Below are 13,081 nucleotides of genomic sequence, written 5' to 3' on the forward strand. Positions count from 1 at the left end.
CCAATCCCCGTTGGCGCTTTAGCGCTAAAGCGCCAACTACAAACAAAATTATGTAGCGATTCTTCAGGAATAAACCGCTATATTTTATTTATACTTAATTACTCATAAACAAAAACTTTAAAATTTGCTGAGAACTCTATAAGAACTATCTCAACAAAATATCAGCTTTCTAGCTATTAATCCTTAGATATCTATAATTCTTAGACTAATTAATCAAGTAAAAATAAGTTTAAAGTTCAAGCCAAAAGCTATATCGCTGGTTGATGTATTGAAAGATTTAACTCATGAAAATCAGATATTTATTATTTCTGAGTTTTTCTTCTCTTGTCATAGTTAGCTGTGTCGGAGAAGTATCAAATAAGCAGTCTCATGAAAGTTCTGCGGCTGTGAATGCATCTGTTCCCGTGTCTTCAACTCAGACCAAGCCATCAGCACAATCTCAAGACTCAACTGTTATCAAGTCAGGCACTTTTGTTTCTGGAGAACATCCAACTCAAGGAACAGTCCGTATTACTAACAAAAATGGTAAATCATTTCTAGAGCTTGATCAGTCCTTTAAGACCTCTGAATCCTAGCCAGATTTGGTAGTAATTTTGCATCGTTCAGATAATGTAATTAATCAACTAAGCCACCATCTTATCCCTTAAAAAAAGGCGATTATATCATACTTGCTCCCTTAAAAAAATATAGTGATGCCCAAACATATCCCATTCCTAACAACATCAATTTAGCAGACTACAAATCTGCCGCTATCTGGTGTCGTAAGTTTAATCCTACTTTTGGCGCTGCCAATTTAAGCAGTTAAAAATTAATCAAATAATAACCATAATTCACAAGGGGAAGTTTATGAAACTAGATGATAAAGTTGACCTAGTTATTGGTAGCAGTCAAGGCATCGGATAGAGAATTGTTCTTCATCATCTTAATAGGTATAGCTTAACGTAACTAAAAGTATTAGACAAAAAACAACAATGCTAGAAAGTCTGGGAAGAATTAAGAATCCATTAGTCAGAAGTGTGGCAGTAGCAGCTACAGTTTGCTCAGTAGTGACCTTATCTACTGCTGTTATAATTGGTGTAACTAATGCTAAAGACAAATCTGCTTATCAGCTTGGTGTTTATTCCTCACTATTTGGGACAGTTGGTGGTGCAGTCTTTGGCTTAGTTTATCCAAGCAAAGCCAGTGGAAACAAATCCACTCCAGATATCAACGCATCAGATAGTTATGTTTGGAAAGATTGGCGAAATCTTGTGGTTGTTCGTAAGGTGAAAGAGAGCGAAGAAATTACCTCTTTTTATTTGCAACCTGAAGATAAAGGTGAAATCCCTAACTTTCAACCGGGTCAATTTTTAACAATCAAACTTGATATTCATGGACAGGATAAACCTGTAATTCGTACTTACTCGCTATCTGATTATGCTGAACCTTGTGAATACTATCGTCTCTCAATTAAGCGGGAACTTGCACCGAATGCATTAGATGTCATGCCTGGTATAGCATCTAATTTTATGCACGATCGCATTCAGGAAGGTTCAGTAATTCCCGCAAAACCACCAAACGGTAAATTTGTTTTGGATGTGCAGAAGTCTATCCCCGCAGTGTTGATTAGCAATGGTGTAGGAATTACGCCGATGATTAGTATGGCGAAAGCTTCTACCCGTCTCAATCGTAATCGTCCTATTTGGTTTGTACATGGTGCTAGAGATGGCAGATTCCACGCTTTTCGGGATGAGGTGATGGAAATTTCTCAACAAAATCATAACCTAAATGTACATTTTCGCTATAGCCGTCCCAGACCTGAAGATACAGGTAAATACCACAGTGTTGGCTATGTTGATGCTGCTTTAATTAAAGAATTATTTGGACAAGAAGCTGAATATTTTCTGTGTGGTTCTCCACCATTTATACAGTCTATTAGGGACGGACTCAAGGAATCGGGAGTACCTGAGAGTAGAGTCTTCTTTGAATCTTTTGGTAAACCGATGAAAAGTGACTCTGAAAAACAAACTCCGACCGCAACTACAGGTGAAGAATTTGCAGAAATTGTCTTTACAAAATCCGGCAAAACTTTGACATGGCGACCTAGTGATGGCACTATCCTAGAATTTGCCGAAGCCAATGATATTAATCCTCCTTTTAGTTGTCGTGTAGGTGTTTGCGGTACTTGTATGTGTAAAATCAGCGAAGGTGAAGTTGCTTACCAAGAAGAAGCAACTGCGACAATTGATGAGGGTTCGGTGTTGATTTGTATTTCTCAACCTAGAATTTCAAAATTGGTATTGGATATTTAATAAAAGGGTAACGTGTGTGAAAGCGCAGATATTACAAAGGGTGATCGCACTCCCCACAACTCATGCGATTGCTTTCCCATTGATTGGGCGTTGATTACAAGTCCCTAGACCTGTATATTTTGTCAGCATCACCATTATAAAATTTTCAGAACTCACTACTCAAATATTGAGTCTTATAGCTGAGATAGAAGTCATATCATGTCCGCCAAATTACCCATAAAAAAAGAACCCAACCCCTCCCTGCAAGCTCTTAGGGGAGACAAAGCACAGCTTTGGCGGGGTGGGGTTCTTCGGGTTTAATGAGCAATCAAGCGGACATGATATCAGGGGTCAATAACCGATTGATTGCCGTTAAAAATGCCTTCTGTTTAAAGGCTCCCAAGAGCAAGCACAGGTAATTGAACACTCACTTTAGTACCTGTCACTGTGTCAGACTCAATGGACAATTCCCCTCCATGAGCATTGACGATGCGTTTGGTAATGGCAAGCCCCAACCCAGTACCACTAGGTTTTGTGGAAAAGAACGGCTGCGTTAGCTTTGACAAAACCTCTGAAGGAATTGGCTCACCACCATTGCAGACATTGATACAGATTTGATCTAAAGATGAACTATCTAATTCCCATTTAATCACATCTCCTGCTGAGACTGCCTCACAAGCATTGCGGACAATATTAATAAACACTTGTTTTAGCTTATCTTTATCTACTAGGATTTTGACTGTAGGTAACGCCGGAATAAATTCGATTTGCCGTGAGAGCGCTTCTGGCATCTCGCACATTGGTACAAGTAATTCACAAATGAATTCATTCAGATCCAATTCAGATAGTTGCAACACCTGGGGCTTGGCATAAAGCAAAATTTCACTCAGCAGATTTTCTAAACGACTGGCTTCGCCAAGTGCCAGTGATAATCGCTCAACAGCTGCTTGGGTTAGAATAGTTTTTTTGAAATACTTCAATCCCATAATCATTGTAGTCAGGGGATTACGAATTTCATGCACAATCATCGCCGCAAATTCACCAATAGCCGCCAGCCGTTCTTGTTCTAAAAGCTTGGCTTGCGCTGCTCGTAGTTCTGCGGTACGTTTTTCTACCTCGACCTCCAGGATATGATTAAATTGGCACTGCTGCTGGTAAAGATGATAATGGTCAATCGCAGTAGCTGCACGTTCTGCAAACAATTCCACAATTTGGATTTCTTCTTTTGTAAATTCCCTTGCCTGCCGATGAAAAGAGCAAACAGTTCCAAATACTTGACCTTCAGTAGTTTGCAACGGTATCCCCAAATATGCTCGATAACCCGGTGCAGGTTTACCGTACTCTGGATTAGCTACAGCATCTTCAACTGCTAATGTGCGCCCAATTTGCATAACTGTAGCAATCAATTGGCCATGTAATGCATAAACACGGGGTGCATCTTCGGCCATTTCTAGACTACTCGCTAGAACAGTTTCAAACCCTTCTTGGCAAAAGGTAACAACCGTCCAATCAACTCCAATCAGTTCGCTGACTCCGCAGGCAATGTTATACAAATAGCTATCTAGAGAGCCAGTGCGATAGTTCAAAGACGACAAACGTGCTATTATTTGCCGCTCACGCTCCCAAGGTTGTTGGAACAACATTTCTTGATCATTGGCTTTGCTCATAGATGCTTATTGCATGGTTTAGCAAAATAAGTTAAAAAATCAAAGTTTAGCAAAATAAGTTGAAAAAGCATATCTAACAAACTGCTGTATCTTTATTTACATTTAATCACTCGTAACCTAAAAAATTAAATTTTGCTGAGAAATCTGGAAAAACTTTCTAAACAAAATATCAGCTTTCTAGATATCAATCCTTATATATCCATAATTCTTAGATTAATTATTCAAGCAACAATCAGTTTAAAGTTCCAGCCGAGAGTTCTGTCGCTATCTGGTATCGCAAGTTTAATGCTACTTTTGGCGTTGCTAACTTGAGCAGTTAAAATTAATCAGAAACTAACTACAATTCACAAGGAGAAAATTTATGAAATTAGATGGTAAAGTTGCTCTAGTGACTGGGAGTAGTCAAGGTATTGGACAGGCAATTGTTTTGCGTCTTGCTCAAGCAGGGGCAAATGTGGTGATTAACTATCGCTCTCACCCAGAAGGAGCAGAGGATACTTTAGCAAAGGTAGAGGCGATTGGTGGTAATTGTCATATGGCTCAGTGTCCAAAATCACATGGTTACACACTTCAAGCAGATTTGGGCAGTGTTGATCAGGTGCGTCAACTGATTGCAGAAAGTATTAACCATTTTGGCAAGCTAGATATTTTGGTAAATAATGCTGGCATTGAAAAACACGCACCATTTTGGGATGTTACAGAAGCAGATTATGACGCTGTGATGAATGTCAATTTAAAAGGTGTATTCTTTGCCACTCAAGCCTTTGTACAACACCTGATTGAAACTAAACGAACTGGAAAAATTATCAACATTAGTTCGGTGCATGAAGAACTACCATTTCCCAATTTCACATCTTACTGTGCTAGCAAAGGCGGGATAAAAATGCTCACCCGTAACTTAGCTGTGGAATTGGGTGCTTTGGGGATCACGATTAATAACGTTGCGCCCGGAGCAATAGAAACTCCGATTAATACTAAGCTGTTAAATGACCCAGAAAAGTTGGGTGCGCTATTAAAAAATATTCCTCTCGGTCGCTTGGGTCAACCACAAGATGTTGCTTCTTTAGTGGCATTTCTAGGTTCTTCTGATGCTGACTACATTACAGGTAGCACTTTCTTTGTGGATGGTGGACTACTTTGGAACTATCAAGAACAGTAGGGAGAAAAACTATGCCAAATTCATCTCTATTTATTCCAGTTATCCTTGGTACTCCCCGTCAAGGTCGCCAAAGTGAATACGTTGCTAAATTTATTGTTGAGCAGATTGCAGCACGCGATCGCCTAGAAACCGAACTCATCGATATTAGAGATATGGCGATCGCTACAAACGATGCAGGGGAATCTCTCAAAGACCCTCAGTTTTCTGCAACCATTGAACGAGCAGATGGATTAATTATTGTTACACCAGAGTATAACCACGGTTATCCGGGTTTGCTCAAGCACGTACTGGACACCTGTCTTAAAGAATACATTCATAAAGCTGTTGGTCTGTGTGGCGTTTCCGCAGGCTCCTTTGGTGGTACAAGGGTAATCCAAAACCTTTTACCTGTGATGTGGGAGTTGGGGCTAGTGACTATTTTCTATGACCTCAACTTTAGCAACGTTCAGAAACTATTTGATCAGTCGGGCAATTTGATTGACAAACCAACCTACATTCGCCGCATGGAAAGGTTTATGGACGAGTTAATTTGGATGTCAACTGTCCTGAAATATGGGCGGCAAGAAGTCAGCTTGGAGAAAAAAGATCATATCTAATATCATGTCCGCCAAATTACCCATAATAAAAGAACCCCACCCCCAACCCCTAAGAGCCTGCGGGGAGGGGAGACAAAGCACAGCTTTGGCGGGGTGGGGTTCTTCGGGTTTAATAAGCAATCAAGCGGACATGATATAAGTTAACATCCATGCCAGCAAGCCCTGCCGAGAAATAGCTGCGCGGATGGGTGCAGATGTAATGGATACCGTCCTGAAAGTAAGTCATAATGCCCAGACTGGTGAAGTGGAAGCCGCCCCAGTTACTTAAGTCCCAATTTTACTTACCTCTGTGCTTCCGAATCGGTAGCACAGAGGTAAGGCAAAGGTATTGATTTAAATAATTATTTTATCTGGCTAAATTTTTAAATTTTGAAACTTTGTAAATTGTGGATTGAACAACAGTTTCGCAGTACCTGTAGGTCCGTTGCGGTGTTTAGCTATGATCACTTCTGCAATCCCGCGATCGGGAGTATCGGGAGAGTAATATTCATCGCGGTACAACATTATTACTAAATCCGCGTCTTGTTCAATCGAATTGTGAACAACAATATTATTGGCAACAAAGTTATTCAAACCAGGAACGGTGAGGTCAAACACTTCTTCCTCTTTGCTACTTTCAACTGAAACGATTTCATCCCAATAAACATCGCTATTGGCACGTTCAGATGAAATTCTCGGAACGATTGAATCTCCAAAAACTTCTCTTGCTAAAAAAGCAACATTCTGAGCCAAATCTATCCCCCTGGTAGTGTACTGTATGGCATGACGCGGCAATGTACAACCGTCGCTAATTAAATGCCCTAATAATGCAACCTCGGCATAAGTCATGGTTTGTTTACCAGGACTGGGGAGATGTCTTGGTAAACATAGATGTTGTTTAGGAGTTAATTCATCAAGTCTTTTCCAGCCATTAATTGTTAAAAAGTTGTGATTACCTGTAGCACGGATTTTTCGACCCAATCGAGTTGTTAAAGTAAACAGAGGCTTTATACCTGTGGAAAAAGCATTACTAACAATTGCCTTTTCTAGCTGCATTGTAGCTTCGTTCAACGCCCAAACTGCAAAACCAGATTTACCTACTAATTCCCTAATTGGTACTTGCAGTCCGCCCGGAGCTAATGTCACCAGACTATCGCCTGCTAAACAACCAGACTCCCTCAAATCTGACAACATCGGACGCTTGTTAGTGCGTGCTTCCACACCTCGACTCAACTGAGATAAAGCAATAACTGGTACAGATAATTCACGCGCTAAACCTTTGAGTTGACGCGTAATTTTTGATAATTCTTGTACGCGATTATCACCGGCTCCTTCCATCAATTGCAAGTAATCTATTACAATCAAACCCAGTTCTGTGCCCTGTTCTGCTTGCAGTCGCCGCGCCTGACTACGAATTTGTGTAACTGTAATATTCGGCGTGTCGTCAATATAAATCGGCATCTCCGAAAGGATACCAATAGCACGGCTTAAAGGTTCCCATTGTGTTTGACTGAGGCGTCCAGTCCGCAGATAACTACTTTCAATTTGCGCTTCGCTAGCTAATAGCCGTTGCGTCAGTTGCTCTTTGGACATTTCCAAGCTGAAAATAGCAACGGGTAATTTATAAGAAGCGGCGATATTATGAGCCAGGTTCAAGCAAAATGCTGTATTGTGGACACAGATATCATTAGCAACAAAATTTTGTGTTTCTGGAATTGTCAAGTCATAGACTTGCTTATTACCTACGGACTCAATAGAAACAATTTCATCCCAATATACATCGCTGGTTGCTAACTGCTGAAGTGGCAAATTCTCTAAAGCTGTGCCTAACATCCAAAGTCTTTCTCGCAGTAGCGCACGTTTACCAATATGCATATTTGTATAGCCTTGAATACCTGCACGTCTAGCTAAACTACTCCAAGTCTCATTACCTTTTGCTACTGCTATTTGTTGCCAAATTTCTACAGGTATCAAGTCACGATTAGTTTGATATCGCTTTTGAGATATTGCATCTGCAACTTTTGCTAATGCTTCTTCTTTGCCAAAGATACCTATTTCTGAGATAAAAGTTTTGATAGACAAGGCATCAGTAATATCTAATTGCCACGCTGGTCTGCGGGTATTATTATATTTTACAGAACGCTTTTTAAGAGAGGCAATGATGCCAAATCTTAATAAAAGATGTTGGATTTGTCTTGCTAGTTTCTCACTGACTGTTGCATAGCCTAACTGTGATTGACCGCTAGTAAGTAGTGCAGCCCATCCATCAGTAGCAAAGAGACGGTTAAGGAATAAAGATACTTGCGATCGCTCTAATTTAAAAACGATGTTTGGGATAGTTTTACCATGAGCATTTTTCCCCCACAAACCTAATTCTTCTAACCAAAGTGTCAGCGAATTCTTCCGAGATTTGCTCATGCAGGCAAATCTATGAGATACAAAGTGTTCTGACTCTAATTGTAAAATTTCGGATAATAGATCAAAAGTTTGTAAATTTGGTACAGACTCTCCTTGTTTACAAGCGCAAAGTAAAGTAGGGCTGACTCCAACTAATTGACTTATTTCTTTTCCTGTCAATGACTGCGATTGAATCGTTAGTTTAAAACTTTCAGCAAAAATCTGTCTTTGAATAGCAATAAATTCCAAGTCTCCACTTACACAAAGTGATGGTGTGCGTCTACCTTGGGAATTTTGCCAACCCACAGTTAAACCACCAAAATCTGCAACTGCTTGTGAAAACTCGGCTTGCAGCAATGGATTACTATTTGTAAATCGGGGATTGCAGTTAGTTAATCCGCCATCGCCAATTAAATAAGCTAATAGCTTTACTTCGCACTCACGGATGGTTTCTGTGCCAAATACATTTATTTTTCGCGGAACAGCAATCTGATCACCAACTGTCAGATTTTCTAATTTTTGCCAGCCTTTAATAGTCAAATATGGGTGGGTGATTGTAGTTTCAATAGACCTACCTAAGCGAGTTGTTACCCGAAAAACTGGTTTGATACCATCATCTACAAATGCACAGGGTTGAGTAAAGGTAAATTTCCAGTCTTTGTTTAACGTCAATAATGAGCCATGACGTTGGTTATATAATTCTTCAATTTTTATAATCTGTCCATCTGCCAAAACTATTTCTGAATCAAAGCTGAGGCATTTCCCCATTGATGGTCTGCCAGCGACAATAATCAAATCAGAACGCTGAAAGCCGCTGGTCATGGCATCTAAATCGTAAAATCCGCAGGGAATCCCAGGTAAGGCGATGCCTTGATTTCGATCTTCAATATCCTGGAAATTATTAATTAGAGTATCAGAAATGTGAACTAAACCCGATTGCGGACGCTCTTGAGTAACGGCGAATACTTTTTGTTCTGCCTGATCTAAAACAATTGGTAATTCGGTTTCTGTCTCGTAACCAAGATGTACAATTTCATTGCCAGCTTTAATTAAGCGCCGCCGCAGGTATTTGTCCATGACTAACCCTGCTAAGGCGTCGATGTTCACGGCTGACACTGTGCGGTCTACTAGTGTTGCTAACTTATTTCTGCCACCAATGCGGGCAAGCATCTCATGGTCAGTCAGCCAACTTGTAACTGAGAGCAAGTCTGTGGCTTTACCTTGAGCATGGAGCCTCACAGATGCTTGATAAATATCTTTGTGAGCGCTAATGTAAAAAGCTTCTGGAAGCAGGCGATCGCTAACTCGACTAATGGCTTCTGGATCTAGTAAGATACCACCCAAAATCGCTTCTTCCGCCTCAATATTTTGTGGTGGGAGGCGATCGCTGCCATCGCCTTTAAAACTCAGTTCTTCAGCCATAAATGATTTTAGTTTTGAGATGAAAGCTAGTCGGGAGTATGGGAGTTATTCAATTTTAGATTTTAGATTTTAGATTTTAGATTTTTCCTTCAATCCCTTCGGCTTGGTGCAGTCACTCATGGGGGAAACCCCCAAGACCGTGCTGCTTCACCAAAATCCAAAATTCTAAATCTAAAATTGGCAGAGTTAGGAATTATTATTCACCCCCGCGTCCCCCGCGTCCCCCTCCTGAGTTAGCTAGCGACTACTTGAAAATCTACTTGCGCCACTACTTCAGAATGCAGCTTAATTTCGGCTTGATAAGTACCAAGGTGGTTAATATCAGGGATGGTAATGCCACGCCGATCCACTTCTTGTCCGGTGGCTGCCTTAATTGCATCTGCAACATCTTGGGTGGTGATAGTACCGAAAATTGCTTCGTTTTCACCAACTGGCTTGGCAATTGTCAAGCTGCCAACTTTTTCTAAAGATTCTTTTTGCTCAAGAGCTTGTTGTCTGAGTTCTAATTGCCGTTGACGCTCTTGCTCACGACGGCGTTCTACTTGCTTAAGAATCCCAGGAGTGGCATTGGTTGCCAATTTCTGGGGAATCAGATAATTACGAGCATAGCCAGGAGCTACTTCCACTAAGTCGCCAGATTTCCCCAACTTGCTGATATCCTGATTTAAAACTAACTGTACACGTTTCGCCATCGTTTTTCCTGTAAATTCTGATTAATTTGGGTTTGGCTAGGATAGCTCACAATGTCACTGCTGTATTCCAAACTTCTTTGCCTATACCCTAAAGCTTATAGATCGTAGCGAAAGGAAGGGTGCGATCGCAACTATTAGCGCTAGAAAATTGAAGGAATGCGGGGAGTGCTGAGTGGGGAATCTCACTTCTTTACTCAGAACTCTTAACTCGGAAAAGAGAAACTGTTTTGTCCTATGCTCCATGCCCCATGCCCTATGCCCTATGCCCAATCCCCAATCCCCAATCCCCAATGCCTAAAAGTTATTTCTCATTTCCCGTATCCGCGTAAAGGTTTGCACTGCATCGCCACTCTTAACAGTTAATTGTAATGATGGCTGATCCCAACGTAAAAAGGGATTGGTGCGCTTCTCAACTCCCAGCAGTGAGGGTATGGTAGCTTCTCCTCGACTACGGTAAGCCTTAACTTCATTGAAGCGCCTTTGTAAGTCGGTGTTGTCACTATCCACAGTTAGGGCAAATTGCAGATTTTTTAAGGTGTATTCGTGGGCGCACCAGACGCGTGTATCATCGGGTAGCGATCGCAATTTGCTTAAAGAATCAACCATCTGGGTCGGTGTTCCTTCAAACAAGCGACCGCAACCGCCAGAAAATAAGGTATCGCCGCAAAATAAATCGCCTGTCTCACCAACTTTTTCGGGGGGAAAGTAATAAACGATGTGAGCGCGGGTATGTCCGGGAACGAAGATAACTTCAGCTATGCGTTCTGCAAACTGGACGCGATCGCCTTCTTGCAAAAACACTTGTTGTCCGGTAATTCTACCACGATCCTCGGTTCCCCCGTAAACTATCACTTGCGGGAATTCTGTGATTAACTGCTTATTACCACCTATATGATCTTGATGGTGGTGCGTGTTAAAAATTGCTACTAACTCAGCTTTTAATTCTGCTAGTTTCTCTAATACTGGTTGAGCCTCGGCTGGATCGACAACAGCAGCAATACTCTGCCCTGCATCGTACAGCAAAAATATATAGTTGTCTGAGAGTGCCTCAAGACGGATTACCTGCATTATAGCGTTTCCTAATCACATGAAGTACATCATAGCCTCCTCTCGAAAAGCCTACGGTGTACACACAAGTTATCCGATTACCCAAAACCTCACCCTGTCCTATCTTTAATCCCTCTCCTTAATAAGGAGAGGGACAGGTTTTAAGTAGTAAAACCAGGGTGAGGTATCTTAGTGGCTATAAGACTTAACCGTAAATTGCGTCACCAAAGACTTATGTGTACACCGTAGCCAGGGGGTTAGGGGTGGGGTTCTTGTACCTCACTGAACTGAGAACCGCTATACCTTTGCCTCTCTTATGAGTAGATATTTAGTATCAAAAAATATCATTTATATGTGAAATTTCGGTAGACGAACTAGCTAATATGGCGTTAACTTTATTTAGGCTTTTATTGAAACTTGATATCTAGGGTTAACTAAAAATATACTCTTTACCATCAGGACTTACGCAAAAAGGTAGTGAAAGCCTTGATTTACCGTAGGGGCAATTGATAAATTGCCCCTACATTTCGTACTTGATGCGTAAGTCCTAACCATAATTGATGGCAAATTAAAGGCTGATTCATCGTTACCCTAAAAAACTTAAAAAGTAAGAGATAGCCTATATTAAAACCATTTCCTCCTCTATAAAACCTTAATTACTGAGTAATAACACTGATCAAGTTTTGTCAACAAAAATCAACTAAGATTTTTAGCGCCGAATATCTCACATCTGATCAAAATTTCATCCAGGACTATATTAACGTCACAAACCTTCTATGTACAAAGAATTTCGGCAACAGGTAATTTCAGCAATTCGGGACGCCGTGAATAACGTCCGATATCCCAAGCGCATCCTTGTTGTGCGACAGGCAGATCACCAGTCTACATACAATGACTACTTTCTTTATTGGGTCAGTCAAAATGTACCTGAGGCAGCACATCTATTTGAACTCCATTATCTCCCTTGTGAGATAAAAGACTGGGATCGCTATGCACTATTTATACCTTGGCTACAAGATCCCCTCAAAGAAAGATTTCCGCATATTTATCAATATGCCCAGCCAATAGAAGCAGAATGTAAAAAACGCAACATTCCTATTATTAATTCCATTGATAACCTCTCAAATTCAATTAAATCACTGGCAGCACAGCGAATTGGTAGCGTAGAGGGCATTCGCACCGCCAAAACAGTGCCGATTACTGATTTAGAAGCTTTCAAAAAGACACAAGGAGGATTGTCAACTCCCTTCTTTATCCGTGAAGACTGGGTGCATGGCTGCCAAATCTTTTTTGTCCAAAATCTGGATGACTTGGAAAACATCCCTTTTGAAAAGATGCTTGCCCCCATTGCAGTAGAATTTCTGGATGTTAGGGAAGAAGATGGTTTGTATCGTAAGTATCGCTACTTCGCTATGGGAGATGAAGGTATCCCTGGACCTTTAATGGTTTCCAAATCTTGGGAAGTACGCGACAACGATAATCGCGTAATTAATGAGTCAATAATAGCAGAGGAGATTGCTTATTTCAGTGGAGAAGACCGCAATCATCATCTTTTGCAGCAGGCACGCAAAGCATTAGGTTTTGATTTTATGGCTTTTGATTACAGCTATGACGAACAGAAAAACCTGATTGTCTGGGAACCAAATCCTTTCCCAGTAGTCTGGGGTTCACATGATGGTGAATCTGAGAAAAAGTATACATTGCCATCAATGGATCGCATCTATATAGCACTCCTCAAATATTACTTGCAGCGTGCCAACATCTCAATCAAAATACCAACTTAGTACAACATTTCATTAATTCGTAGCGAATTCTTTGCGTGCTTCTGCACCCCTATCCTACGGGAAGGCGA

General features: G+C 40.9%; 8 protein-coding genes and 1 pseudogene. 5 read left to right on the forward strand and 4 right to left on the reverse strand.

The genetic code is table 11. From position 1 onward, the window contains the following. Positions 1-284: 284 nt before the first annotated feature. Together V7K36_RS33920 and V7K36_RS01735 are read left to right on the forward strand one after the other, a co-directional pair. Positions 285-805: pseudogene (locus V7K36_RS33920) on the forward strand (DM13 domain-containing protein). Positions 806-971: 166 nt separating this feature from the next. Next, a complete protein-coding gene (locus V7K36_RS01735) occupies positions 972-2,291 on the forward strand; it encodes a 2Fe-2S iron-sulfur cluster-binding protein (RefSeq protein ID WP_335112670.1) in 1,320 nt (439 codons plus the stop codon). A gap of 368 nt (positions 2,292-2,659) precedes the next feature. On the opposite strand, the gene V7K36_RS01740 is transcribed toward V7K36_RS01735, so the two are convergent. After that, entirely contained in the window at positions 2,660-3,937 is a 1,278-nt protein-coding gene (locus V7K36_RS01740; RefSeq protein ID WP_335112672.1) for an ATP-binding protein, read from the reverse strand. A 361-nt stretch (positions 3,938-4,298) separates the two neighbouring features. Between V7K36_RS01740 and V7K36_RS01745 the strand changes: the two genes are divergently transcribed. Together V7K36_RS01745 and V7K36_RS01750 are read left to right on the forward strand one after the other, a co-directional pair. Continuing rightward, positions 4,299-5,096, forward strand: coding sequence for an SDR family NAD(P)-dependent oxidoreductase (locus V7K36_RS01745; protein ID WP_335112674.1), 798 nt, complete (start codon positions 4,299-4,301; stop codon positions 5,094-5,096). A gap of 11 nt (positions 5,097-5,107) precedes the next feature. Beyond that, the gene (locus tag V7K36_RS01750) at positions 5,108-5,692 is read left to right on the forward strand and encodes an NADPH-dependent FMN reductase (protein ID WP_335112676.1); all 585 of its coding nucleotides are present in this window, start codon (positions 5,108-5,110) and stop codon (positions 5,690-5,692) included. A gap of 354 nt (positions 5,693-6,046) precedes the next feature. Here V7K36_RS01750 and dnaB read toward each other — a convergent pair whose 3' ends face one another. From dnaB to gloB, 3 genes are all read right to left on the reverse strand, one after another. Next, on the reverse strand, positions 6,047-9,490 hold the full coding sequence (gene dnaB / locus V7K36_RS01755; protein ID WP_335112678.1) for a replicative DNA helicase: 3,444 nt from the start codon (positions 9,488-9,490) through the stop codon (positions 6,047-6,049). Positions 9,491-9,723: 233 nt separating this feature from the next. Then, positions 9,724-10,182, reverse strand: a complete 459-nt coding sequence (gene rplI / locus V7K36_RS01760; RefSeq protein WP_334827290.1) for a 50S ribosomal protein L9 — start codon at positions 10,180-10,182, stop codon at positions 9,724-9,726. Positions 10,183-10,476: 294 nt separating this feature from the next. After that, a complete protein-coding gene (gloB, locus tag V7K36_RS01765; protein ID WP_335112680.1) occupies positions 10,477-11,250 on the reverse strand; it encodes a hydroxyacylglutathione hydrolase in 774 nt (257 codons plus the stop codon). A 755-nt stretch (positions 11,251-12,005) separates the two neighbouring features. Between gloB and V7K36_RS01770 the strand changes: the two genes are divergently transcribed. Next, positions 12,006-13,013 (forward strand): hypothetical protein, encoded by a 1,008-nt coding sequence (locus tag V7K36_RS01770; protein WP_335112682.1) that lies wholly within the window; start codon positions 12,006-12,008, stop codon positions 13,011-13,013. The last annotated feature ends 68 nt before the right edge of the window (positions 13,014-13,081 follow it).

The sequence above is a fragment of the Nostoc sp. genome (genome assembly GCF_036919555.1).
Lineage (GTDB): Bacteria > Cyanobacteriota > Cyanobacteriia > Cyanobacteriales > Nostocaceae > Nostoc.